Raw genomic sequence first — 25,546 nt, forward strand, 5'->3', positions numbered from 1 at the left:
TATATTAGGTTTTATTATATCTATGAAAGGGGTTGAGAACGTGGTATTACATGCGGGACACCATGAGGTCGTGCAGTGGTTGGGGTTGACATTTAATATAGATACCTTGATTGCTACATGGGTTACTATGGCTATTGTAATATTAATAACAATACTAGCCACCCGAGGACGTAAATTGGTGCCTGTAGGCTTGCAAAATATAGTGGAATCTATATTAGAAGGCTTAGAGGGGCAATTAGCTCCGAACTTGGGTCGTCATTGGCCGATGGTGAGTTCCTTGTTATTTACGTTTTTCTTATTTATTTTTGTAGGAAATGAATTAGGCTTAATGCCTACACTTAAGGCGTTAACATCACCAACATCTGATATCAATACTACAGTTGCATTGGCTTTATGTAGTACATTAGTAGTATGGGTTATGGGTATTAAAGTTAAAGGCTTATCTTACTTTAAGCATTTTGTACGACCTTATAAGGCTTTGCTAGTACTTAATATCTTTGAAGAGATCGCTAGACCTGTTACGCTTGCTTTCCGTCTATTCGGCAATATCGTAGCTGGTGAAATTTTGTTAGAAGTATTATACAAGTTGCCTTGGTTTGTACCTGTACCATGGGTGTGGATTGCTTTTAGTTTGTTTATCGGCATTATTCAAGCCTTTATTTTTACCGTTCTTACAGCATCCTATTTAGGGATGGCTCTTAGTGAGGAACATTAATTATTATATATGGAGGATATATTATGGAAGCTCAAGGTTTATTCGCATTAGCAGCAGCGATCGCAGTAGGTTGTGGTGCCATTGGTGCAGGTATCGGTGACGGTCTTGTATCTAGTAAAGTAATTGAAGGTATTACACGCCAACCTGAATTGCGTGGTCAATTGATGTCTACTATGTTCGTTGCGATTGGTTTAATCGAAGCGATGCCTATCATCGGTGTAGTAGTTGCGTTTATTTTGTTATTCAGATAATAACGAGGAGGAATAACCTTGGTTGACTTAAGCCTTGGAACGATTCTTGCTCAAATGTTGAACTTTTTTATATTAGTTTGGCTATTGGCGCGTTTTGCATATAAACCATTATTGGCTATGATGACAGAACGTAAAGAACGAATTGCTAAAGATTTAGAAGCTGCTGAACAAGCCCGTGCAGAGACAGAAAAGTTTAAAGCTGATTATGCAGCTCAAATTTCTAATGCTCGTGTAGAAGCACAACAAATTGTTGAAAAAGCAATTCAAGAAGCAGAAAATACTACACGAGAACAATTGGCAACAGCTCGCGAGCAAATTGAACAAGAAAAAAATCGTGCTCGTCAAGATATTGCCATCGAACGCGATCGTGCTATGAACAGCTTGCGTAACGAAGTGGTATCTTTATCTGTAGCTATGGCTGGTAAAGTTGTTGCTAAAGATATGAACAGCGAAACTAATACAAAATTGATCGAAGACGCTATTCGTCAACTTGATAGTAAAACGATAGGGTTGTGATACGATGAGCATAGAAATTGTAGCAGATAAATATGGTTCGGCTATGTTTGAATTAGCTCAAGAACAAAATATTTTGGAACTCATGGAGGAGCAATTAGGTTATGTAGCGTCCGTTATGGCGGAACAGCCTGAACTTCGTTTATTCCTTGAAAATCCAATCGTTACAGAAGATGCAAAGATTAAGTTAGTTGGTTCCATCTTTGAATCTAGTATCGACAAAGTTGCTTTACACTTTATCTATGTGATGATTAAACGCGGGCGCCATCGTTATATTGCACAGGCCATTGCAGCGTTTATTCAAAAATCACGAGAGGCTCGTGGTATTTTGGAAGCTACTGTAACTGTAGCAGAACCAATCACAGCTGATGTAGAAGCATCTGTACAAGCTAAATTACGAGAAGTAACAGGGAAAGATGTTATTTTATCTGTGCGTCAAGATCTATCTATTATGGGTGGTATTATTATCCAAGTAGGGGATAAACGCATTGATGGCTCTGTATCTCGTCGTTTAGAGGAATTAGAAAAATCTTTATTAAGAACGAACTCTATTAGATAGGGGTGAATGGGTATATATGAAAATGAAGCCTGAAGAAATCACTGCTATAATCAAACAGCAGATTCAGGACTATGATGTTGACCTCAATGTCGATGATGTGGGTACTGTTCTCGACGTAGGGGATGGCATCGCCCATATTTATGGTCTTGAAAGAGCCATGGCCGGTGAGTTGCTAGAATTACCACACGGCGTATATGGCTTGGTTTTGAACTTAGAATTAGATAATGTGGGTGCCGTACTATTAGGTGATGACTTCTTGATTAAAGAAGGGGACCAAGTGCGCCGTACTGGCAAAATTATGGACGTTCCTGCCGGAGATGCCTTGATTGGTCGCGTAGTAAACCCTCTTGGTCAACCTCTTGATGGCAAGGGTGCTATTCAAGCTACAGAACGTCGTCCTATCGAACATCCAGCACCTGGTATTGCGGATCGTCAATCCGTAAATGAACCATTGCAAACAGGTCTTAAAGCGATTGATGCGATGGTACCAATCGGCCGTGGTCAACGTGAGCTTATCATCGGTGACCGTGGTACAGGTAAAACTGCGATTGCCTTAGATACTATTTTGAACCAAAAAGGCAAAGATGTTATTTGTATTTATGTAGCTATTGGTCAAAAAGAATCTACGGTTGCTCGCGTAGTGCAAAAGCTTGAAGAAGCAGGCGCTATGGAATATACAATCGTAGTTTCTGCGAGTGCTTCCACAGGTGCACCTCTTCAATACATTGCACCATATGCTGGTGTTGCCATGGGTGAATACTTTATGTACCAAGGTAAACACGTATTATGCGTATATGATGACTTAACAAAACAAGCGGCTGCATATCGTGCTATGTCCCTATTATTGCGCCGTCCACCAGGGCGTGAAGCATATCCAGGTGACGTATTCTACTTACACAGTCGTCTATTAGAGCGGGCTGCGAAACTTTCATCTGAACTTGGTGGAGGTTCTATTACAGCGTTGCCAATCATTGAAACACAAGCAGGTGACGTATCTGCATACATTCCAACAAACGTAATTTCCATTACTGATGGTCAAATTTTCTTGGGAACAGATATGTTCTATTCTGGTATTCGTCCAGCTGTTGACGTAGGTTTGTCCGTATCCCGTGTAGGTGGTAGCGCACAAACTAAAGCGATGAAGCAAGTGGCGGGCCAATTGCGTTTGGACCTTGCTCAATATCGTGAGTTGGCTGCTTTCGCTCAGTTTGGTTCCGACCTTGATGCGGCTACACGCGCTCAACTTGATCGTGGTGAACGCTTAACTGAAATGTTAAAACAAGGTCAATATGAGCCTATGAGTGTAGCGGAAATGGTTATCAACCTTTACGCTGGTACTAAAGGGTACTTAGCAGATATTCAAGTGGCAGATGTATTGTCCTTTGAAGCTGAACTTTTACGTTATGTAAAAGCAAATTACCCTGAAATCATCACTAACATTGAAACGTCTAAGAAAATTGACGAAGAAACTGAAAATCTATTGAAGCAAGCAATCCCAGAATGTGTTGAAGCATTTGGCTCTACACATACATTAGTGTCTCGTAAGGAGGCGTAATGTATGGCTAGTGCACAAGATTTGCGAAAACGCATAAAAAGTGTTACCAATACGCAACAAATTACAAAAGCGATGAAGATGGTAGCTTCTGCTCGTCTTCGTAGGGCACAAACAAAAGCGGAAGCTACTCGTCCTTACGCAGAAAAGATAGGGCAAATCTTGCGTCATATGTCTAATAGTGATTTAGAAGGCTTTGAAAGTCCTCTCTTAGATGTGCGACCTGTAGAGCGCACTTGCTATATTGTAGTAGGTGCAGATAAAGGTCTTGCAGGGGCATTTTCGTCTAATGTGTTGAAATTTGCTATGGAACAATTACATGGTAAATCTCCTGATACATACCGTGTTATCACGGCAGGCAGAAAGCCTAGAGATAGCATGAAATCTAGAGGTATTCGCATCGATAAGTCTTATGCGGGCTTTTCTGATAAACCGTCCTATGAACATGCGCGTGCCATCATGCATGAAGCACTTTCACTATATGAACGTCATGAAGTAGACGAAGTCATCATGATCTATACACGTTTTGTAAATTCTATGACGCAAATTGCACAGGCTGAGCGCTTGTTGCCAATAGAGCAACCACAAGATGAGGTAAAAGGCGAAGAGTATGATTTTATGCCGTCCGCTGTATCCGTCTTGGAGGCGTTGCTGCCAAAATACTTAGAAATTACAGTTTATAATGGATTGTTACAATCTGCAGCTAGTGAATTGGGTGCTCGTATGACGGCCATGACATCGGCTACAGATAATGCAGGGGAACTCATTGAGTCCTTAGGCCTTGAATACAACAAGTTGCGTCAATCTAGCATTACAAACGAAATTTCTGAAATCGTTGGTGGCGCTAATGCCTTGCAATAGATAAGGAGACATCTGTCGATGAGTAATAATATTGGTAAAGTTGTGCAGGTCATCGGCCCAGTTGTAGACGTGCGCTTTGATGCTGGTCATTTACCAGCTATCTACAACGCCATCCACATCTACCATGACCACAAGGCACACGATAGACAAAAAATCGTAGTAGAGGTTATGCAACACTTAGGCGACGATACAGTTCGTTGCGTTGCCATGAGTTCTACTGACGGTATGACACGTAATATGGAAGCAGAAGATACTGGTGCTCCAATTTCCGTTCCTGTAGGGGAAGGTGTATTGGGTCGTATCTTTAACGTACTTGGTGAAACTGTAGACCATGATCCAGCACCAGTTGTGGCTGATGAAAAATGGCCTATTCACCGTCCTGCACCTAAATTTGATGACCTTTCTCCAGACACAAAAATCTTGGAAACAGGTATTAAGGTCGTTGACCTTATCGCTCCATATGTAAAAGGTGGTAAGATTGGCCTCTTCGGTGGTGCTGGTGTAGGTAAAACCGTATTGATCATGGAGTTGATTCACAATGTTGCTACAGAGCACGGCGGTTATTCCGTATTCTCCGGCGTAGGCGAACGTACTCGTGAAGGTAACGACTTGTGGAACGAAATGAAAGAGTCCGGCGTTATCAACAAAACAGCTCTCGTATATGGACAAATGAATGAGCCACCAGGGGCTCGTATGCGCGTAGGTCTTACAGGCCTTACAATGGCTGAATATTTCCGTGATGTGAAAAAACAAGACGTGCTCTTGTTCATTGATAACATATTCCGCTTTATCCAAGCGGGTTCCGAAGTATCCGCCCTCTTAGGTCGTATGCCATCTGCCGTAGGTTATCAACCTACATTGGCTAATGACGTAGGGGCATTGCAAGAACGTATTACATCTACAAAAGAAGGTTCTATTACCTCCGTACAAGCTGTATATGTACCTGCCGATGACTTGACTGACCCGGCTCCAGCAGCGACATTCGCTCACTTGGATGCGACAACAGTATTGTCTCGTTCCATTGCGGAACTTGGTATCTATCCGGCGGTGGATCCTCTGGATTCTACAAGCCGTATTTTGGACCCACATGTACTTGGTGAAGAGCACTACGCAGTGGCTCGTGGCGTACAAGAAGTATTGCAAAAATATCGCGATCTTCAAGATATTATCGCAATCCTCGGTATGGAAGAATTGTCTGACGAAGATAAACTCACTGTATCTCGCGCTCGTAAGATTCAACGTTTCTTGAGTCAACCATTCTTCGTAGCAGAAGTATTTACCGGTTCTCCTGGTAAATATGTGCCATTGTCCGAAACATTGAGAGGCTTCAGAGAAATCTTGGATGGTAAACATGATGAATTGCCAGAAGGTGCATTCTACATGGTTGGTACCATAGATGAAGCCGTTCAAAAAGCAAAGGAAATGCAAGAGAAGGGGGAATAATCCATGGCGGAACCTATGACCCTACAGATAATTACACCTGATGCGATTGTATTCGAAGGCCAATCTACATTCTTTGTAGGTAAAGCTATCGATGGTGGTTTTGGTATTTTGCCAAATCATGCGCCTATGATTATTGCATTAGACTTAGCACCTTTACGCATTGATCAACCAGATGGAACATCTCGTGAATATGCTGTATTTGGTGGCTTCTGTGAAATTGAACATAATAAGGTGAGTATTGTAACCCCTGACTGTCAAGATCCAACATCCATTGATGTGGAACGTGCTCGTCGAGCTAAAGAGCGTGCAGAAGGCCGGTTATCAAATCTTACACCTGATATTGATGTAGAAAGAGCGGAAGCAGCATTGCAACGTGCTTTACTGCGCTTGCATGTTACAAAAATGTTATAAGAAAAAGGCTAGCCATCTGGCTAGCCTTTTTTTTATAAATTTATCTACAAGACGCTCACACCTTTTAAGGAGTATGCAGTATTCTTAGGTTGTTCTACTTGAAAATCTAATACAACAGGTGCCTCAGAATTAATACCAGGTGCTTGGTAACGGTCACGGTCTGTTGGAATTCGTTTGTATGGTAATTTATCAAGTAATATAGTCATAACTTTGTTCCAAACTGATTTATGTGTTGGCATAGTTAAAGAGTCATCAGTTTGGTTGAAGCCCGTACGAACAGTATGGATTACCTTATCGTTTACATCATAATAGTATAAAAGGGCATTAACCTTTGCAGCGATATAAATTTCATGATTATCCTTATTGTATGGATCTGGGCTGTTAATAGTATTAACTTGTACATATACATCTTGTAATGGCACAGGCATAATAACAATTTCAGAATTTTGGGCCTCTGCAATTTGAGCAAGATCAGCGGCTTTAATTTCTGCAGTTGGTGTGTTAGTACTTACAATGGTTGTATCATAGTAAGGATATTTAAGTGTATTTGATAAGCGATCTGTCATGTAGTGACCAAATTGAGCTGTGTTTTCATTGCGCAAATTTGCTGGTACAACAATAGTTACTTTGCGGCTTGGAAAGTTTTCCAAGTGACCATCATGACTTGTACTAGTAGCATTAATAGTTGCTTTTTCTGAAGCTCCAGAAATTGGTGTAGTTGTTGGTGTTGCAGCTACTTTTATGACAGGCTCCATATTTGTTTTAGGGGGCAATGTAGAAGCCTCATTGCTTGTGTTACTTTGTATAGTGCTAAGAGCCACAGGTTGCGTTGTATTTGGTGTTAATTGACTCAAATCGATCATAGCAGCACTAGCTGTTGTAAATGCAGTTGTGAGTAGTACAGCAAGTACTGTAAGTAGTGGACGTTTATAGAGTCCGAAGTTATGTAACATAATTCCTCCTCTTAATAAAACTCTTTTAAAATTACAAATTATACAATTTATATTATTATATCATATATATAAAAAAAAGAAGCAAGCTTAACAGCTTGCTTCTTTAGTCTGGTGGACGATGACAGGATCGAACTGCCGACATCCTGCTTGTAAGGCAGGCGCTCTCCCAGCTGAGCTAATCGTCCATGTGGTGACCCGTCCGGGAATCCTTAACCGCTTGACCAACGGGCCAGAATGGCTCCTCGAGTAGGACTCGAACCTACGACCGATCGGTTAACAGCCGATTGCTCTACCGACTGAGCTATCGAGGAATGGTACGATTGTTATTATATGTTAGATTAATTATAAAAGCAAGCATTTTTTTTAGAACACTATAAAATAGATACTGTTAATTATGACTAAAAGACATAACTTTATAAATAAAATTGGTTATCAATAATTTTGATGAGAGAGTCATTAAAATTAATAAAATCTATAGAGCTTAATAACTATAGATATTTACTGTGTTCTAAGGTGATTGCATGATTTCAAGTGCATGGGAGTTAGCAATATAAGTATATTGAAGATAATCGGTATACATATGCATTATAGAAAAGTTTAAAAGATTTAGTTGAAAAGTAGTATCAGTTAAGAAAGAAGCGTATTTATCTTATTAGATATAGCCTATGTTTGTGGTTCATTTTAAACCAAATCTATATATAATAAAGTAGGTAAAAATATAAGATATAAAAATCTTATTGATATATGATAGACTATGACTTTTATCACAATGCAGGGCTATTTTAGTGACTAGAGAATAAGGTCTATATAGCCTATTGAAAAACCGAAATATATACAAAAATATTCATGAAAACAATTCTCAAAAACCGAAAAAGCATTGAGAAAACTGTATAGGTAAGGCGTTGAATCCCCTTATATTGTGTGCTACGATTTATGTATAGAGTTAATCTCATCGGTTTGAGATAGATATTCTTTCATATGTTTGAGAATTTTATTTTATCTCATCGGTATTAGAATTAATATTCAACTATTTTCCTGAGGAGGGATTATCTTGCGCGAGATTCAAGTATCTGAAATCACAAAAACAGTCCGTCAAATGTGTATGGACGCAGCTTACCACTTGCCAAAAGACATCTATGAAGGTTTGAAAAAAGGACGTGAAACAGAAGAGTCTTCAGTAGGTCGTATCGTTCTTGATCAAATTATTAAAAATGCAGAAATTGCCGATGCTGAAGATCGTCCATACTGCCAAGATACTGGTATGACTATGGTATTCTTAAAAGTTGGTCAAGATGTTCATTTCGTTGGTGGTGATCTTACAGAAGCTATCAATGCTGGTGTTGCAGCTGGTTATGTTGAAGGTTATCTTCGTAAATCCGTTGTAGCTGAACCATTGTTCAATCGTAAAAATACACAAAATAACACACCTGCAATCATCTATACTGAAATCGTTCCTGGCGATAAAGTAGATATTCAAGTAGAATTAAAAGGTTTCGGTTCTGAAAATAAATCCGATGTAGCTATGCTCGTACCTGCTGATGGTGTGGAAGGCGTTAAAAATGCAGTTCTTGAAATCGTAAAACATGCAGGTCCTAACCCATGCCCTCCAATTGTACTCGGCATTGGTATTGGCGGTACTATGGACCAAGCAGCAGTTATGTCCAAAAAAGCGTTGCTTCGTGACATTAGCGTACCTCATAAAGATGCAGACTATGCAAAATTAGAAGAAGAAATCATGGAAATGGTTAACAAAACTGGTATTGGACCACAATTGGGTGGCACTACAACTTGTATCGGTGTAAACATCGAATGGGGTGCAACTCACATCGCAGGTCTTCCTGTTGCAGTTACTATCATGTGCCATGCTGCTCGTCATGCTCACGTAGTACTTTAATCGATAGGAGGTAAAAACAATGGCTGAATCAATTCGCATTAATACTGAAGAATATAATGAAGAGTTTTCCCGCAAATTAAAAGTTGGTGATAGCGTTCTTATCACTGGTAAAATTTACTCCGCTCGTGACGCTGCTCATAAAGTTATGACTGAAGCTTTAGCGCGTGGTGAAAAATTACCAATCGACTGGACAAATAAATTCGTTTATTATCTTGGACCAACACCTGCAAAACCTGGTGATCCAATTGGTTCCGCTGGTCCTACAACTTCCGGTCGTATGGATGCTTACACACCAACAATGCTTGACCAAGGTATCAAAGGCATGATTGGTAAAGGTTCCCGTAAACCAGAAGTAGTTGAATCCATGAAGAAAAATGGTTGCACATACTTCGCAGCAGTTGGTGGCGCGGCAGCATTGATTGCAAAATCCATCAAAAAATATGAAGTACTTGCTTATGGTGAACTTGGACCAGAAGCTTTGGCTGAATTGACTGTTGAAGATTTCCCTTGCATCGTGGTTGGCGATACTGAAGGTAATAACTTCTACGAATTAGGCCAAAAACCTTACAGAAAAATCTAATATCACCATTGAGTGATTGAAAGAGGCTTGCTAAAGCAAGCCTCTTTTTGTTGTTAAGCTATAATCATAAGATGTTCATCCGTTACGTGTAGAGTTTAGTCTACCGATTCTGTCGGTTTTATGATAATATACATATAGATTTTATACATTCAATTTGAGTGAGGCGATAACATGACTTCTGTAGAAACTATTCGTCAGTCAACTCGCAACGCGATGGCTGAATTACTTGATTTAGCAAAGGTTCGCGAAGGTCAATTATTCGTTGTTGGCTGTTCCACTAGCGAAATTGTAGGTAAAAAAATCGGCACTGACTCTCACCTTGATGTGGCTCAGGTCGTATTTGATGAAATATACAATGCTGTTAAGGCTAAAGGACTTAACTTGGCTATTCAATGTTGTGAACATATTAATCGTGCACTTGTTATGGACCGTAGCGCCATGACATGGGAGGAGGAAGTTAATGTTGTTCCTCAACGTCATGCGGGTGGTGCCCTGGCTGTGATGGCGTACGAATATTTTGATGATCCTGTGATGGTTGAATTTATTCAAGCTGATGTAGGCATCGATATTGGAGATACTTTCATTGGTATGCACATGAAACACGTTGCAGTGCCTGTACGTCTTTGTGTGAAAGAAATTGGGAAAGCACATGTGACGGCTTGTCGTGTTCGTCCGAAGAGCATTGGCGGTGAGCGTGCTGTATATAATGAAGCATTGATGTAGGGGGATAGTATGTCAAACCTAATACCGTATTTTGTATTAGCCGTCGTGGCATTGGGATTCTTTGCTGTTTGCTATGCTGTATTTAGCGGTGATGATGGTGAAAGTAAGGCAAAAGAAAAATCCTATAAAAACATAAGTAATAAAAATAATCCTAAAGCGCATAATGATGTTATATTTGCAACGGAGTCGCAAGAGGGCAATGTAACAATCACACATACGAGTGGAACTAATGTATATACTGCATCAATTCCGGATACAGTTGAAACGGTGGTCGGTGAAGAGCGAGAACCGGCTGAACCTCTGGTTGATCCTATAGATACCTCTTATAATAAAAGAAGTACTCTAAAGTCTAATTCAAGTCATGTTTCAGAGGGAGAATATGCGTTAGCATTAGGTTCGGATAATGGAACACCAATAGGTTCGGATAATGGAACACCAATAGGGGATGAAACCATTGTGATGACAGCCGTATCAGATCTTAAGCAAGCTAATCAAGCTAATCAAGGTGTTACTCCGTTGGTGGATAAAACTATTGTCCTCGATGTTGTTACAGATGAACTTCTCAATAACGCAAACTCTGTTGAAGATACAATTGCTATGGGTGAATCTGTGGAAGCCTTTGAAGCTGATGAAGCGGATAGCATAGATGCTACGCAGATGATAGGTGGTGCGAACGAAATACAAACCGCGGAAGGCCCATCGGTATTAGATGAAACGCGTTTGTTTGATGCTTCTGAAATTGAAGCACAATTGGCGGCAACAAGTTTAACTGAAGAGGAGGAACCGCATGGTCAATGGGCAAAAGCGGCGCATGAGGATAAATGCGTTGAGTTGGCTATAGCACCATTTGTTCATTCCTTTGGGGTGTTACATGGTGATACGCAACACTATGTAGAATCTATTACAAGAGATGCTTTAGCAGCTCTCAATATTACAAAAATTGTTGAAGTGAATGCATTACTAGAGAATATTGTTATTCAAGAAGCGTTGATGAGTATGCAAAAGGCATATGCCGCTACAAATACAGAGTGGATGAAGTCCGCTGCGTTAGGTGCTTTTCTAGATGTGGTTCAATCTCCTAAATCTAGTACGCCATACCTCGTAGCTTTTGATGCATTACGTGTATTACCTCATTTAACTTTAGGTCACTTCCAAGTTATGGCCTTAACATTATTGTTACAATATTCTAGAAACTCTAATAACTATGGATTGATTCATTTCCAACATTATGTGGAAAAATATATTGAGCCATTCATCTCTGATTTGCCTCGAAATGATTCCTTCTATCGCCAGCTAGACTATTTACGCTGTACACAAGAAGAACAAGAGCCTATCACTTTATGCCAAGTGTTGTCGAATTCATATCCGTTTGTATTCAACTATCGTGGTTTCTCTAAGGAAGAACTCTTCCGTGCTACAGATGGTCATGGTGTGGATCCACGTTATGTGGTGCGTAGCTTGAACTCCAATCTTTATAAATTAGCCTTGGTAGATGAGTCTTTAGCACCACAATTCTTTAGACAAACACGAATTTCTAATGCTATGGTTCAACGTGATCTTTTAGCTCTGATGAAGAGCAAACCTACTGCTTTCAGGGGACAAGAGGCGCGTGATATCATGGATGATATTTCACCGGTTCTATTGGACTTAGCTGATGTCTTTGATAGCACGCCAATGTCTAAAATCAGTTTAACATTACTTGGCCTATATTTAGGTCGTGCTCATGTGAAAGCTACGATTGGTGAAGAATTCGATTTATCTCATTGGTTCTAATGTGTAAAATTAATTGTAAAGAACTAATACTAAAGAATTAATACTAAAAAATTAACACTAAAGAACTAATACTAAAGAAATAATAACTGTATACTAAAAGGTCTCCCTAGATTATATAGGGAGACCTTTTTACGTTTATTGTATATTTTTAGTTTTATTATAGGTTAAAAGATATGCTAGAAGCTATTAAAACCGAATTCTTCTATTCCTTCCACGTCTTTTAGTGTTACTGTACGGCCTGTAATATCGATAATGCCTTCATCTCTTAGGCGCCCGAGTTCGCGGCTAAGTGCTGTGCGAGATACATTGAGTACCTCTGCCATTTGCTCACGGTTATGTGGCAAATGGATTGTTGTAGACTGCTGACGTTTATAAATGTCTGTTAAGTACGCGAAAATCTTCTCGCGCATACCTTTCAAGGTAAGATAATGAACCTTTCTTGTAAGGAGAATAGCTTTTTCAGACAAGTCCTCCAATAGGTTGGACAAGATTTTTGTTTGGCATTGTTGGCAATCAGGCAATGTATCAATAAATGTTTCAAGAGGAATGAACATAATTTTACTAACCTTTGTAGCTTTAATCGTAGCAGGCCATAATGGTTGTTTACTAAATAGTAATGCTTCACCAAAAATATCAGACTGTTCAAGGTTAGCCATAATAACGCGTTGGCCCATAACATTTTCACGTGTCAGTAACGCACTGCCTTCGAGAATAACGCCAATGCCTTCCATAGGATCCCCAGAGAGGGCAATAAAATCATTTTTTTTATAGCTATGCACAATAACTTTCGCATTATTTAAATAACTGCGTAGTTCAGGTTCGCCCAACTTATTAAATAAAGGGCATTTAATTAGGTTAGGTAGATATTGGTTGATAATGTCATTTGAAAGTATTTGCTTCATGGTCGCCTCCGATGTGACGAAGTCTATAGTAAATTAAAATGATTATTGTATAATAATAGTATAAGGTCAAATGACCTACCTGTTCCGAAAGGGGAGCCAGGTAAAAATTTTGAAAAAGTTTTTTATTTGTTGCTCAAGCTACAGAAATTGTATCATCTTTACGTTATACTTTCAAATGTAATCAATCAGACACCTGATAATTCATCAGTGTAATGTATAGGTTTTATATTATCTAGCTTGAATGCGAGGAAGTCTCGCAAAGGAGGATTTTTAAATGAGCATGTTCTGTTATCAATGCGAACAATCTGCAGCACCAGGCGGCTGTACTGTACAAGGTGTATGTGGTAAAACTGCACCAGTTGCTAACTTACAAGACGAATTAACTGCTGCTTTAGTTGGTTTAGCACGCGCTTTAGACGTAAAAGGCCAAACTAAAGAAGGCGTTGACTATTTAATGCGTGGTTTGTTCATGTGTGTAACAAACGTAAACTTCTCTGAAGACCGCGTTCAAGAATTCATCGACGAAGTAAACGCTTATCATGCAAAAATCGATAGCGCAGCTCAAAACTTCGATTGGGAACAATTGTGGAAAGGTGAAGAAGATATCGTATCCCTTCGTTCCACATTATTGTTAGGTATGCGTGGTATGGCTGCTTATGCATGGCATGCTGCACGCCTTGGTTTCCATGATCCTGAAGTTGATGCTTGGTTCATCAAAGGCATGGTAGAATTCGCTAAAGACCACAGTGCTGAAGAATGGTTGAACTTGTTGATGGAATTCGGTCAAATCAACTTGAAATGCATGGCTATTCTTGATAAAGCTAACACTGAAACATATGGTACTCCAGTACCAACTACAGTACCTTTGACTGTAGAACCAGGTCCTTTCATCGTTGTAACTGGTCATGACCTTCACGACTTGAATCAATTGTTGGAACAAACTGATGGTAAAGGTGTAAACATCTATACTCATGGTGAAATGTTACCTTGCCACGCTTACCCTGAATTGAAAAAACATCCTCAATTGAAAGGTAACTTCGGTACTGCATGGCAAAACCAACAAAAAGAATTCGTTGACGTTCCTGGCGCATTCTTGTTCACTACAAACTGCATTATGCCACCAAAAGAAAACTACAAAGCTAATATCTTCACTACAGATATGGTAGGTTTCGACGGCTGTGCACACGTAGAAGAAAAAGCTGATGGCACTAAAGACTTCTCCGCTGTTATTGAACGCGCAATCGAATTGGGCGGCTACAAAGAAGCTCAAGAATTCACTGGCATCAACGGTGGTCACGAAGTAACTACTGGTTTCGGTCACGGTACAGTATTGGGTATTGCTGATAAAGTAATCGACGCTGTAAAAGCTGGCGCAATCAAACACTTCTTCTTAGTTGGTGGTTGTGACGGTGCTAAAGTAGGCCGTAACTATTACACAGAATTCGTAAAACAAACTCCAGATGATACTGTAGTATTGACATTGGCTTGTGGTAAATTCCGCTTCAATGACCTTAACATCGGTGAAATCGGTGGTATCCCTCGTATCCTTGATATGGGTCAATGTAACGATGCTTACTCCGCTATTCAAGTAGCAGTAGCTTTGGCTGGTGCATTTGAATGTGACGTAAACGACTTGCCATTAACATTGGTATTGTCCTGGTACGAACAAAAAGCAGTATGTATCTTGTTAACATTGTTGGCATTGGGTATCCGCAACATCTACATCGGACCTTCCTTGCCTAAATTCTTCTCCAGCAATGTATTGAACATTTTGGTAGAAAAATTCCAATTACATCCAATTACAACTCCAGAAGCTGACTTGAAAGCTATCTTGGGTTAATAGGATCCATTAACTTATTAACTACAGTCCTACTTCCCCTCTCTTTTATGATTTAGGACTGTTGTTATAAATAACGCACCTTAGGTTCGCCTAAGGTGCGTTTTTTACTTTTTTTGTGAAAGCTATCTGTTAGTGGCTGTATATTGATGGGGCCTGACAGTATTGCGACAACTAGATTACTAATGGGCATAACCTATCTCATGCCTCCATACTCAGCGTAAGTCGGCCCTCAATAGGTTATGCCCATAAGTAAAACGTTTCTGAAATATAAGTCCCATCAATATACAAACTCATAAAATAGCTTTCATCAGAATAGTGAGGTGAGGGGGAGATGTCGCTGCATAAGTATAGTCTTTCCCTTTTATAACTGTAGATATGGATGCGTCCCATCAATATACAAAGTTTTAGAACAGCTTTCATAAGAATAGTAGTCCTCTGTAGACAAACAAATATGCCCCTAATGTGCATATAGACAAGGCTCGATATTGGTTGCTATACTATAGGTGAAATAGGATTTTTTCACATGGTTTATGTGTATATAGAGGTATGTATGAACAGTATTTTTGATATTATAGGGCCTATTATGATTGGTCCGTCTAGTTCGCATACAGCGGGTGCTGCGCGACTAGGCAAGATGGCGCGGTGTATTTTTCGTGCTACTCCTAAAAAGGTAGATTTAACATTATATGGATCTTTTGCAAAAACTTATAAAGGGCATGGTACGGATCGTGCTTTGATTGGCGGCTTATTAGGTTATAAAGAGGATGATGCGAACATCCGAGTTGCCCATGAATTAGCGAAAAAAGAGGGGATGGAGTTTGCTTTTATTGAGTCTCCTCTTGATGTAGGGCATCCGAATGTGGTGCGTTTTGATATGTATGATGAGCATAATCGTCATATGACTGTTATTGGTCGCTCTCTCGGCGGTGGTCAGATTATGATTACCGAAGTAGATGGAAATGATATGTCCATTACAGGAGATGAGTTTACGCTCGTTGTGTTCCATGAGGATAGACCTGGTGCGATTTCTCTTGTGAGCCAAGCATTGAGCGAGTCCGATATTAACATCGCTACGATGCGCGTATTCCGTAAGGGCAAGCATAAGGATGCAGTCATGGTTATTACTACAGATACGGTGGTAAATCCTATTACAGTTCAGTTTATGCGCGAGTTTCCAGGCATCCAGGATGTGATGACCTTTGAAGCATTATAGGAGGGCGAATGATGAGTTATGCATATGATACAATTGCAGATATTATTCGCCTAGGTGAGGAAAACAATATTTCTTTTGGCGATGTAGTATTGCGTTATGAATTAGAGAATTACGACCGCAGTGAAGACGCGGTTGTTCGTGAAATAGAGAATCGCTTAGATATTTTTGAAAGTTCCATTCAAGATGGGATAGCTTATGCGGAGAAAACGGCTTCTGGTATGTCCGGTGGTCAAGCGGCACAGCTTAATGGGCAAACACCTCGTTTTATGAGTGATATTGCGTATAAGGCAATGACGTATGCTATTGCTGTAAATGAGGCAAATGCAAAGATGTTCCGCATTGTTGCTTGTCCTACGGCTGGCTCTTGTGGTGTTATGCCTGGTGCTGTGAAAGCCGTAGCGGACCACTACCAATTAGATAGAGCTACAGTGGTAAAAGGCTTCTTAGCTGCGTCCGGTATTGGTAATGTAGTAGCAAATCGCGCTTGTGTTGCTGGTGCTGTTGGCGGTTGCCAAGCGGAAATTGGTACGGCTGCGTGTATGGCAGCAGGGGCGATTGTCGAAATGATGGGCGGTTCACCACGTCAAGTAGGTCATGCTATCGCATTGTGCATGAAAAATCTATTGGGGCTTGCTTGTGATCCGGTAGCAGGGCTCGTAGAGGTGCCATGTGTTAAGCGTAATGGCTTTTATGCAGTCCATGCTATTACTGCATCAGAAATGGCGTTAATGAATATTGAAAGCCAAATTCCACCAGATGAAGTCATTGAAGCGATGAATAATATAGGCCGTGCTATGCCGGCAGCATTGCGTGAAACAAGTGATGGCGGCCTTGCGGTGACACCGACAGGTACAGCTATTGCAGAACGAGTGCAATCCTTATAAGGATTGCACTTTTTTCATGCTTTCATTTGTAGTAAAATAAAGATTAGACTAGTTCAGAAAGGAGCGTGTATGATGGAACAAGCAAATCGAATATTGACCGTATTAGAAGAAGCCGGCCATGAAGCTTATATCATAGGCGGCGCTGTGCGCGATATTTTGATGCATCAAAAGCCACATGACTTCGATATTGTGACGTCTGCACGTCCCGATACAGTGATTGAGGTTCTTCGCGGTCATGATATTCAAACGACAGACCTCGTAGGAAAATCTTTTGGTGTAGTGGTAGCTACATTAGAGGGCAAGCAATACGAAATCGCTACATATAGAACAGAACGATATGGTGCAGATAGCCATCGTCCCGAAGAAATTACTTATGCCGATACCTTAGAAGAAGATGTGTTGCGTCGTGATTTTACTGTCAACGGCATGGCTATGAACCGTTATGGTGAAGTTATAGACCTTGTAGGTGGACGACGTGATATTAAACATAAGACGTTACGAACCATTGGTAATGCGCAGGAACGTTTTGAAGAAGATGCGTTACGATTATTTAGAGCGTGCCGTTTTGTGGCGAAGTTGGATTTTTTGCCGAGTAAAGACCTATTAGAGGCTATGCCCAAGGCTTTTCACCGCGTACCTGGCTTGTCTTTAGAACGTGTACGAAATGAGATTAATCGTCTCATGTTAGAGCCTGCGGTGGCTAAAGGCCTTGATGTCCTTGTTCAATCCCGCTTGGCAGAATGCTCTTGTCGTGTTGTAGAAAATGGTGCGGCTCGGGAGGTTCCCATCTTGCCTGAACTATATCATCTCGTGAATTTGCCCCAAGAAAAGGACTTTCATGAATTCGATGGTTGGTACCATACATTAGCCGTTGTGTCCCATACGGAGCCGGATTTGGTGTTGCGTTGGGGTGCCTTATTACATGATGTGGCAAAGGGAATGCCAGCGGTACGTGCTGTTATCAATGGACGCCTTACGGATCGTGGGCATGATACACTAGGAGCGGAGATGGCAGAAACGTTATTAACCCGACTAGGATATCCGGAGGCCTTTGTAAAACGCGTGGCGTGGATTGTGAAAAACCACATGCGCTTTCACTATTTTGTACAAAATGGCGATGCAAATGAGAAAAAATGGCTTCGCAAGGAAGCCCGTAGTGGTGAATTCCGAGATAGCCAAATTATGCGCACTGCATGGGAGCAATTAGCTAAGGTTTGTGCTGCCGATGTATTAGGTTGTGGGAAACCTTACTCGTCTACAGACGGAACATTAGCCTTTGGAGAATGTATGGCAGATCTTAGTTTAGAGATGCCTGTACATACCAAGGACTTAAATTATGACGAACGAGTGATTAAGCTCGCTGGGAAACAAGTAGGGGAAGGATTGCAGTATTTATTAGGTCAGGTACAAAATGGGGTTATTCCTAATAAACCAGATGCGCTATATGACGCATTAGACCATAAGTTACGCCGTCCAGTGGAGAAATGATGAAGTTATTAAATAAAGCGTTATTACGCATGAGTGATTGGAGTCGCACTACGTGGTGCCTTGCCATACTCATGACCGTTGCCTTCGTCCTTATCGGACGTTTAGCACAGTTACAGGTCTTTGATACCTTTGACCTAGAGAAGAAAAACTTATTACAAGTTCAAGTAGATAGAAAATTACAATCGCCGCGCGGTACAATCTATGACCGTAATGGCAAGCCTTTGGCGATGAGTGTAGTTACAAAATCTTTATATGCGGATCCGAAGATGATTAAACAGTCTCCTCAAGAGATTGCGGATCTCATCTCACCGTATGTAACGATGTCAAAAGAGAATATTGTGAAAGCTTTGCAAGAGGATACCGCCTTTGTCTGGTTGAATCGTATGATGGATGCAGACAAATCAAAAGCGGTACAACAAGTTATTAAGGATAATAATATTGCAGGCCTCAATTTCGTTGAAGAATCTAAGCGCTATTATCCAAATGGTGTCTTAGCGGCACAAGTATTAGGCTTTGTCGGCACTGATGATAAAGGTCTTGATGGTCTAGAAATGGTTCTTGATGACGAATTAAAGGGGGGCGTACAACAAGAAATTGTAGCTACTGATAATAAAGGGAATGCCATCTTTGGTTCCGTATTATCTAAATTTTTACCAGATAAGGGTAAAAGCGTAACCTTAACCATCGATGCAACAATTCAATTTATTGCAGAACGCGCTCTTGATAAGGCGATGGTTGATACAGGAGCTAAGCATGCCAGCGTTATCGTTATGGATCCAAAGAACGGTGAAATATTAGCGATGGCCAATCGTCCAAGTTATGATCCTAATAACTACAACCAAAGTGGTGAAGAGGCTTTCAAAAATATTGCGGTTACCAATTTATATGAACCAGGCTCTACATTCAAACCTATCATTGCATCTGCAGCTCTTGCAGCAGGCAAATGGAAGTTAGACACTGTGTATAACGATAAAGGGGCCTTCGCTGCCAATGGACATATCATTAGAAACTGGAATGGTGAGGGATATGGTCCTGTTCGTTTGCTAGATATTTTGAAGTACTCTATTAATACTGGTATGGCTGAAATTGGTACATTAACAGGTGCAGATATTCTCTCGAAATATATACGTGATTATGGCTTTGGCTCTGAAACAGGTATTGAATTGCCTGGTGAAGGAGCAGGTATTTTGTATAATCCAGAGGATATGAGTAAGCTAGACGTTGCGACTATGTCCATCGGTCAAGGTATTGCGGTTACACCATTACAAATGGTTCGCGCCTTTGGTGCACTTTCTAATGGTGGGGCTATGATGAAACCACATATCATCAAGTCTTATAGTAACTCTCAAGGCGATGTTACAAGTACGACTGAAACATCTGTTGTGGGACAACCAGTTCCGGCGGAAACCGCTAAAACCATTGTAGATATTCTAGAAAAAGAAGTATCCGAAGGTGGCGGTACAAAAGCGATGGTAGAAGGTTATCACTTCGGCGGTAAAACTGGTACGGCGGAAAAACTAGATACCAAACATGGCGGTTATCTCGACGGACAATACATTGCGTCCTTTATTGGCTTTGGCCCTGTAGAGGATCCAAAATTTGTAGTTCTTGTCGTTATTGATGACCCACAAAAGGGTTCTTATTATGGTAGTCAAATTGTAGCCCCTGTATTTAAGGACATCGTATCTCAACTTGTACGGTATTACCAAATGAGTCCGTATGTTAAAGAAAGTACACCAGTAGCTGTTAAAGCTGCTAATACATTACCTGAACCAAAACCGGGAAGTGATGGTTCTGTTACATTGCCTAACTTTACTGGTTTTACCTATGGTGAAGTGCGTGATTGGTTACATAAGGCGGGACTTGCCTTTAAACCGGATGGAACTGGTACGGCTACATCTCAAGATGAAAGTAGCGGTACAACTGTTCAGGCTGGTACAGCAATTACTGTTCATTTCCGTAGATAAAACGAATTCGGTCATAATTAGAAATTATAGACAGTTCGTTATATAATAGAATAAGAGACTTAGGTGCCTCTCCGGAGGCACCTTATTTTATAGATAGTTTGAATGAATGGAGATACTTATGATCGAATTACGCGGTAAAGCAGTAGCAGACGCTCACAAGGCGATTTTACAAGAAAAAGTTGCAGCAGTTGGCGACTCTGTAATTACTATGGCAGTATTACTCGTTGGTGAAGACCACGGTGCTCATATGTACGCTACATTTATGGAAAAGACAGCCAAGAACTTTGGCTATGGCTTTGTGTTAAAACAATTACCTGAAACGGCTACACAGGATGAAGTAGTTACAGCATTGCAAGAATTAAATAATGATGCGGCTGTTCATGGGATTTTACCGTTAATGCCGATGCCTAAACACATTGATACAGAGGCTCTTATCGATATGCTAGATCCTAAAAAAGATATCGATGGTCTAACTACGTATAATATTGGTCTTGTAACTGCCGGTAAAGGTGGCTTTGCCCCTTGTACTGCCAAGGCGTGCATGGCGATTTTAAACCACTATGATATTCCTGTAGAGGGTAAACATGTGGTAGTAATCGGTCGTAGCCAAGTGATTGGTAAGCCGGTAGCTCTTATGACACTTGGTGCACATGGTACGGTTACAATGTGCCATTCCAGAACCCCTGATTTGGCAGAACAAGTAAAACGTGGCGATATCGTTATTGCTGCAGCGGGTCGTGCTCATATGATTACAGCAGATATGATTAAGCCAGGTGCTGTTGTTATCGATGTAGGCATTAATGAACTAGAAGGTAAGACGGTAGGCGATGTTGATTATGAAGCGGTAAAAGATATTGCGTCTGCAATTACTCCAGTGCCTGGTGGTGTAGGCTCTGTAACGACTACTATGATGCTTGAAGCTGTATATGAGGCATACCATGCATGAGATGTCTATAGCAGAAGGTATACTTGATGTAGCCCTCGATACATTGCGCCAACACGATGCATCTGTGATTCATTCCGTTCAACTCGATTTGGGCCTTATGAGTGGAGTAGAGCCAGATTCTCTCCTATTTTGCTGGGAAGCCGTTACAAAGGGGACTGCAGCAGAAGGTTCGCGTATAGAAATTAATACGATTCCTATTGAAGGAAAGTGCTTGGATTGTGATAAAACATTTCCTGTAGAAAATTATAAGTTTATCTGTCCCTATTGTGACAGTCATTTCGTACAAACCATTGGTGGCCGCGAACTACAAGTGACCTCCATGGATATCGATTGATAGAAAGGTTAGGCATGCAAGTTCAAGTTAAAACTAATGTATTGGCAAAAAATGATGCCATTGCAGAGTCCTTACAACAGTTGTTTAAGGAAAAAAATATTTTTGTATTTAATCTATTAGGTTCTCCAGGGGCTGGTAAAACATCTCTATTGGAGGCAACTTTACATGATTTGAAAAAAGATTACCGCCTTGCTGTTATTGAAGGTGATTTATTTACTGCTAAGGATGCGGAACGGATTCATGAATTAGGCGTTCCTGTTATTCAAATCAATACAGTGGGAGGTTGCCATCTTGATGCACAAATGATTCAAGATGCACTAGGTGATTTAAATCTTGATGAACTCGATATGATCATTATCGAGAATGTAGGTAACCTTGTATGCCCTGCAGAATTTGAGATTGGTGAAAGCATGAAGGTAACTGTATTATCTGTTACTGAAGGTGAAGATAAGCCTCTTAAATACCCATTAATCTTTAAAGAGTCAAAGGCTATTCTCATTAATAAGATAGATTTATTGCCTTATGTACCATTTAAAAAAGACAAGGCAATACAAGATATACGTAATTTGAATCCAAATGGAGAAATTTTTGAAGTAAGTTGCACGGCCCACAACGGTCTTGAAACATGGTTGAATTGGTTGCGTGCACAGTTGGAGAATAATCGATGAACTATTCTATGAAGAGCCGTATTGTAGCAGCCCTCCTTGTGGGCTTGTGTGCTACTACAATCAGTTATGCAGCAGAGCCTGCCATTTCCACTGTTAACCCAGTTGCAGTAGAAACTACTGATGACACTAACGTTGTAGCTCAAGATTCCGCTAATGCGAGCAATGATGGTAGTGTAGATGGAACTGGTGAGGTTGATAGCTTGTCTTACCTTGATAATGCACCAGTTAGAGTTGTTAAGCTAGACCCAAAAACGAAACAGGAAGGTTCTAAAACTGGATGGCTCGCAGAGCAAATGGCTGTAACTGAATTTGGTGATTCTATACAATTCTGGCAAGCGGCTAGTGAGAACGAAGGTCCTTTGCCGAGTATCACTCAGAATAATTTAGCTGATATTGGTAAGTCTTATACGGCAAACAGTTTACCGCCTTTAGGTTCTCAAGATGACTATGCTATTGGCACATACCGATTGGGGAATCAGTTTGAAGTCCCAAAAGATGTAGAAAAAACTGAGGTACGTGATAACTTTACTACGTATTACATGAAAGATGTAGCAGTAACTGTATATACTGGACCTGCTCAAGAATTGTTGGTTAACAATCAATTGCGCGGTCAAGGGGCGACTTACTTCTTTGAACCAAATACTATTACAAATATTCATAGTACGAAAAAAGGCGCTAATACAGTACGTGACATTGGCCCTGGTAGCACACGGATGGAATTGATATTTGCCTATGGCAGTCCTAATGCGATGTGGCGTGATAAGAAAAATGAGACGTATATTTTCCTTTATGAGGGGCATTCCGAAAATTCATTGCCTCAAAAAAAGGAGTTTAAGAGTCCTGTAGAGAATACAAATAGTAATAGCCAACAACAATCTATGCTTGGTCAGCAAAAAGAATATATTGCTTTCACCATTAAACAAAGCAATATAGAGGCTGTAGACATTATTAGTGGACAAGTATGGCCTAGGTTTGGATTGCCGAAAGCTGAAGTGTATGATTTTGAAGCTGGTACACTTACGGCTGATGATTTTGTATTGCGTGGTTTCAAGTTGAATGACCATTTTGTTAATGATCCTAATAATGATTGGAAACATCAAGGCATATTGTTTGGCTCCACATTTATTGGCTATAATGAATACGGTGTGAGTGTAGATAAAAAAGATCTTATCAATCGCGTATTATTAAATGTTTATACGCCTACACGTCGTGGAATCGCGATGGGTGATACCAAATATTTATTGCTCTTTGTGTATGGTATGCCAACTCGTATTGTTGAATCTACAACAAAGGCGGGGACGTCTACCGTATATGAATATAAAAATCCAGCGGCAAGCAACTCTTATTTACAGTTTGCCCTAGATGATAAAAACCAATATATCAAATCCGTTATGTTATCTGACCGTCCTGTAAAATAGGATAGGTCACAGCGAGGAGGCAAAGGGTATGGTTACTGTACAAGATGTAAAAGAACGTTGGGAAAAGATTCAAGGTGATGATGAACGTATATTGTTTATCGTTGGTGGTCCAGGTTCTGGTAAAAGTTTGCTAATTCGTGAATTGTCTGAGCAGAAGGGCTGGAAATACTTGGAAGCTAAGCAACTCATCGAGGAAGAGTTTTTGCTCGTGCCTCGTGATGAACGGCCTCAATTAGCGGAAGAAGTTATTTGCCGTGCTCTTAGCCGTAGCGATACGGAAGTAGTCTTGCTAGATGGCATTAATGTATTCTTTGCACCTATCTTAAATCTAAAACCATTTGAGTTGTTAAAAACTATTAGTAAGAAGTATCCTATTGTCGTTGGCTGGCGTGGACATATTGAAGGGGATCAGTTGTACTTAGAACATAACAATAATCCTAAACATGCTGTAGTTAGTATTGCACATCCAGATCATGTTATTGCAATCGACTAAATGTATGTTTGAACATATTGGTTGAATATAGGGAAAACTATAAATGTATAGAAGGAGATAGCGGGCTATCTCCTTTTTTAGTTATATAATTACAGTTATTAGGTAAAAAATATAGTTTTGTAATTTCCTATTATTTGATTTTAGTAAACCTGAAATATGGATGTTAGCAGACATGGACTGGTAAGGAATGAAACTATGTAAAGGTATATAAAGAATATACTAGTAAATAAAAGTTGATTACTGGATATATACTGAAAACGAGGCATTTTATAGAGGATTGATAAAATATAAATTTTTTTTGACAAAATACTTGCATAGGGTATCGTTTCATGTTATTATGATTAAGCACTAAGAGTGACCACAGTGAACGAAAAACTTCAAAAAAGTTTTTAAATGTTCTTGACACTTAGTGTGCTAGGTGATACAATTCATCTTGTCGTAATGATGCTGGCGTAGCTCAATAGGTAGAGCAGCTGACTTGTAATCAGCAGGTTGTGGGTTCAATTCCTATCGCCAGCTCCATTTTATTTATGGAGGGATTCCCGAGCGGCCAAAGGGAGCAGACTGTAAATCTGCCGTCTTCGACTTCGAAGGTTCGAATCCTTCTCCCTCCACCATTCATAGCGGGGTGGAGCAGTTGGTAGCTCGTCGGGCTCATAACCCGAAGGTCGCAGGTTCAAGTCCTGTCCCCGCAACCATAAAAACCACAGTGAAATGATCGTTCATTGTGCTGGTGTAGCTCAGTCGGCAGAGCGTATCCTTGGTAAGGATAAGGTCACCGGTTCAATCCCGGTCACTAGCTCCATACATGGCGGCATAGCTCAGTTGGCTAGAGCAATCGGTTCATACCCGGTGTGTCCGCGGTTCAAATCCGTGTGCCGCCACCATTAAACCTCACCTTGGTGGGGATTTTTTTATTTCTTTACATATGACATGCTATTCTAAGACTTTGTATATATGGTATAATAATAGGTAAGGAAATCTTATATTCCATTGATAAATTAGGGTTAATATATTATATTAATACTAGAATGTAATTTGTTTTTGTGAAGGAGGATATAATCCTAATGGCAAAAGAAAAATTTGAACGTACGAAACCGCATGTTAACATCGGTACAATCGGTCACGTTGACCATGGTAAAACTACTTTGACTGCTGCAATCAC

25 protein-coding genes and 7 tRNA genes are annotated in these 25,546 nt (G+C 40.4%); 28 read left to right on the forward strand and 4 right to left on the reverse strand.

The window, feature by feature from the left end; all coding sequences use genetic code 11:
* The first annotated feature begins 40 nt into the window (after nt 1-40).
* From atpB to atpC, 8 genes are read left to right on the forward strand one after another with little or no spacing between them, the layout of a single operon-like run.
* Complete coding sequence (gene atpB / locus E6X37_RS08205; protein ID WP_004695063.1) at nt 41-715, forward strand: F0F1 ATP synthase subunit A; 675 nt, start codon at nt 41-43, stop codon at nt 713-715.
* 23 nt (nt 716-738) lie between these two features.
* Nucleotides 739-966, forward strand: a complete 228-nt coding sequence (atpE, locus tag E6X37_RS08210; RefSeq protein ID WP_004695064.1) for a F0F1 ATP synthase subunit C — start codon at nt 739-741, stop codon at nt 964-966.
* An 18-nt stretch (nt 967-984) separates the two neighbouring features.
* A complete protein-coding gene (gene atpF, locus E6X37_RS08215) occupies nt 985-1,482 on the forward strand; it encodes a F0F1 ATP synthase subunit B (protein WP_012864787.1) in 498 nt (165 codons plus the stop codon).
* A 4-nt stretch (nt 1,483-1,486) separates the two neighbouring features.
* Complete coding sequence (gene atpH / locus E6X37_RS08220; protein WP_021148537.1) at nt 1,487-2,038, forward strand: ATP synthase F1 subunit delta; 552 nt, start codon at nt 1,487-1,489, stop codon at nt 2,036-2,038.
* Between the two features lie 16 nt (nt 2,039-2,054).
* Entirely contained in the window at nt 2,055-3,593 is a 1,539-nt protein-coding gene (gene atpA / locus E6X37_RS08225; protein ID WP_004697546.1) for a F0F1 ATP synthase subunit alpha, read from the forward strand.
* A gap of 3 nt (nt 3,594-3,596) precedes the next feature.
* Nucleotides 3,597-4,451 carry an ATP synthase F1 subunit gamma gene (atpG, locus tag E6X37_RS08230; protein WP_004697537.1) on the forward strand — a complete coding sequence of 285 codons (855 nt, stop codon included), beginning with the start codon at nt 3,597-3,599 and terminating at the stop codon, nt 4,449-4,451.
* A gap of 18 nt (nt 4,452-4,469) precedes the next feature.
* The gene (gene atpD, locus E6X37_RS08235) at nt 4,470-5,894 is read left to right on the forward strand and encodes a F0F1 ATP synthase subunit beta (RefSeq protein ID WP_105087018.1); all 1,425 of its coding nucleotides are present in this window, start codon (nt 4,470-4,472) and stop codon (nt 5,892-5,894) included.
* A gap of 3 nt (nt 5,895-5,897) precedes the next feature.
* Complete coding sequence (gene atpC / locus E6X37_RS08240) at nt 5,898-6,305, forward strand: ATP synthase F1 subunit epsilon (RefSeq protein WP_187002371.1); 408 nt, start codon at nt 5,898-5,900, stop codon at nt 6,303-6,305.
* Between the two features lie 44 nt (nt 6,306-6,349).
* Here the strand turns inward: atpC and E6X37_RS08245 are convergent, their stop codons facing one another.
* The 3 genes from E6X37_RS08245 to E6X37_RS08255 all read right to left on the reverse strand — a co-directional run bounded on the left by E6X37_RS08245 (nt 6,350) and on the right by E6X37_RS08255 (nt 7,569).
* Entirely contained in the window at nt 6,350-7,258 is a 909-nt protein-coding gene (locus tag E6X37_RS08245; RefSeq protein WP_187002369.1) for a hypothetical protein, read from the reverse strand.
* A gap of 109 nt (nt 7,259-7,367) precedes the next feature.
* Nucleotides 7,368-7,443: transfer RNA gene (locus E6X37_RS08250), tRNA-Val, on the reverse strand.
* A gap of 50 nt (nt 7,444-7,493) precedes the next feature.
* Nucleotides 7,494-7,569: transfer RNA gene (locus E6X37_RS08255), tRNA-Asn, on the reverse strand.
* Between the two features lie 740 nt (nt 7,570-8,309).
* Between E6X37_RS08255 and E6X37_RS08260 the strand changes: the two genes are divergently transcribed.
* From E6X37_RS08260 to E6X37_RS08275, 4 genes are all read left to right on the forward strand, one after another.
* Entirely contained in the window at nt 8,310-9,152 is an 843-nt protein-coding gene (locus E6X37_RS08260) for a fumarate hydratase (RefSeq protein WP_004695072.1), read from the forward strand.
* Nucleotides 9,153-9,171: 19 nt separating this feature from the next.
* On the forward strand, nt 9,172-9,732 hold the full coding sequence (locus E6X37_RS08265; protein WP_004695073.1) for a Fe-S-containing hydro-lyase: 561 nt from the start codon (nt 9,172-9,174) through the stop codon (nt 9,730-9,732).
* 171 nt (nt 9,733-9,903) lie between these two features.
* Nucleotides 9,904-10,455 carry a TIGR01440 family protein gene (locus E6X37_RS08270; protein WP_316059759.1) on the forward strand — a complete coding sequence of 184 codons (552 nt, stop codon included), beginning with the start codon at nt 9,904-9,906 and terminating at the stop codon, nt 10,453-10,455.
* Nucleotides 10,456-10,464: 9 nt separating this feature from the next.
* Nucleotides 10,465-12,228, forward strand: coding sequence for an LPO_1073/Vpar_1526 family protein (locus E6X37_RS08275; RefSeq protein ID WP_316689739.1), 1,764 nt, complete (start codon nt 10,465-10,467; stop codon nt 12,226-12,228).
* Between the two features lie 176 nt (nt 12,229-12,404).
* On the opposite strand, the gene E6X37_RS08280 is transcribed toward E6X37_RS08275, so the two are convergent.
* The gene (locus tag E6X37_RS08280) at nt 12,405-13,130 is read right to left on the reverse strand and encodes a Crp/Fnr family transcriptional regulator (RefSeq protein WP_024066937.1); all 726 of its coding nucleotides are present in this window, start codon (nt 13,128-13,130) and stop codon (nt 12,405-12,407) included.
* A gap of 274 nt (nt 13,131-13,404) precedes the next feature.
* Here E6X37_RS08280 and hcp point away from each other — a divergent pair, with 274 nt between their 5' ends.
* From hcp to E6X37_RS08360, 16 genes are all read left to right on the forward strand, one after another.
* Complete coding sequence (gene hcp / locus E6X37_RS08285) at nt 13,405-14,970, forward strand: hydroxylamine reductase (RefSeq protein WP_316689740.1); 1,566 nt, start codon at nt 13,405-13,407, stop codon at nt 14,968-14,970.
* 550 nt (nt 14,971-15,520) lie between these two features.
* Entirely contained in the window at nt 15,521-16,183 is a 663-nt protein-coding gene (gene sdaAB, locus E6X37_RS08290; protein ID WP_278617767.1) for an L-serine ammonia-lyase, iron-sulfur-dependent subunit beta, read from the forward strand.
* Nucleotides 16,184-16,194: 11 nt separating this feature from the next.
* On the forward strand, nt 16,195-17,067 hold the full coding sequence (sdaAA, locus tag E6X37_RS08295; protein WP_077707631.1) for an L-serine ammonia-lyase, iron-sulfur-dependent, subunit alpha: 873 nt from the start codon (nt 16,195-16,197) through the stop codon (nt 17,065-17,067).
* Nucleotides 17,068-17,136: 69 nt separating this feature from the next.
* The gene (locus E6X37_RS08300; RefSeq protein ID WP_174892358.1) at nt 17,137-18,555 is read left to right on the forward strand and encodes a CCA tRNA nucleotidyltransferase; all 1,419 of its coding nucleotides are present in this window, start codon (nt 17,137-17,139) and stop codon (nt 18,553-18,555) included.
* Nucleotides 18,555-20,522, forward strand: coding sequence for a penicillin-binding transpeptidase domain-containing protein (locus tag E6X37_RS08305; RefSeq protein WP_009351233.1), 1,968 nt, complete (start codon nt 18,555-18,557; stop codon nt 20,520-20,522). The genes E6X37_RS08300 and E6X37_RS08305 overlap by 1 nt, the downstream gene beginning before the upstream one ends.
* A gap of 118 nt (nt 20,523-20,640) precedes the next feature.
* Nucleotides 20,641-21,468 carry a bifunctional 5,10-methylenetetrahydrofolate dehydrogenase/5,10-methenyltetrahydrofolate cyclohydrolase gene (locus E6X37_RS08310; RefSeq protein ID WP_060924355.1) on the forward strand — a complete coding sequence of 276 codons (828 nt, stop codon included), beginning with the start codon at nt 20,641-20,643 and terminating at the stop codon, nt 21,466-21,468.
* Complete coding sequence (gene hypA, locus E6X37_RS08315; protein ID WP_005385455.1) at nt 21,461-21,802, forward strand: hydrogenase maturation nickel metallochaperone HypA; 342 nt, start codon at nt 21,461-21,463, stop codon at nt 21,800-21,802. Before E6X37_RS08310 ends, hypA begins: the two co-directional genes overlap by 8 nt.
* Before the next feature lie 14 nt (nt 21,803-21,816).
* Nucleotides 21,817-22,470: a hydrogenase nickel incorporation protein HypB gene (gene hypB, locus E6X37_RS08320; protein WP_118091686.1), complete on the forward strand. Its 654-nt coding sequence runs from the start codon at nt 21,817-21,819 to the stop codon at nt 22,468-22,470.
* Entirely contained in the window at nt 22,467-23,888 is a 1,422-nt protein-coding gene (locus E6X37_RS08325; protein ID WP_004697547.1) for a hypothetical protein, read from the forward strand. Before hypB ends, E6X37_RS08325 begins: the two co-directional genes overlap by 4 nt.
* A 28-nt stretch (nt 23,889-23,916) precedes the next feature.
* On the forward strand, nt 23,917-24,381 hold the full coding sequence (gene brxF / locus E6X37_RS08330; RefSeq protein WP_004695092.1) for a BREX-3 system P-loop-containing protein BrxF: 465 nt from the start codon (nt 23,917-23,919) through the stop codon (nt 24,379-24,381).
* 446 nt (nt 24,382-24,827) lie between these two features.
* Nucleotides 24,828-24,903, forward strand: a tRNA-Thr gene (locus E6X37_RS08335).
* A gap of 10 nt (nt 24,904-24,913) precedes the next feature.
* Nucleotides 24,914-24,998 (forward strand) — tRNA-Tyr (locus E6X37_RS08340).
* Nucleotides 24,999-25,003: 5 nt separating this feature from the next.
* Nucleotides 25,004-25,079, forward strand: a tRNA-Met gene (locus E6X37_RS08345).
* 31 nt (nt 25,080-25,110) lie between these two features.
* Nucleotides 25,111-25,186 (forward strand) — tRNA-Thr (locus E6X37_RS08350).
* A 5-nt stretch (nt 25,187-25,191) separates the two neighbouring features.
* A tRNA-Met gene (locus E6X37_RS08355) sits at nt 25,192-25,268 on the forward strand.
* A 180-nt stretch (nt 25,269-25,448) separates the two neighbouring features.
* Nucleotides 25,449-25,546, forward strand: a 98-nt coding sequence (locus tag E6X37_RS08360; RefSeq protein ID WP_038034850.1) for a GTP-binding protein, incomplete at its 3' end; no start/stop codon positions are given.

Source organism: Veillonella parvula, assembly GCF_032550495.1.
Classification (GTDB): domain Bacteria; phylum Bacillota; class Negativicutes; order Veillonellales; family Veillonellaceae; genus Veillonella; species Veillonella parvula_G.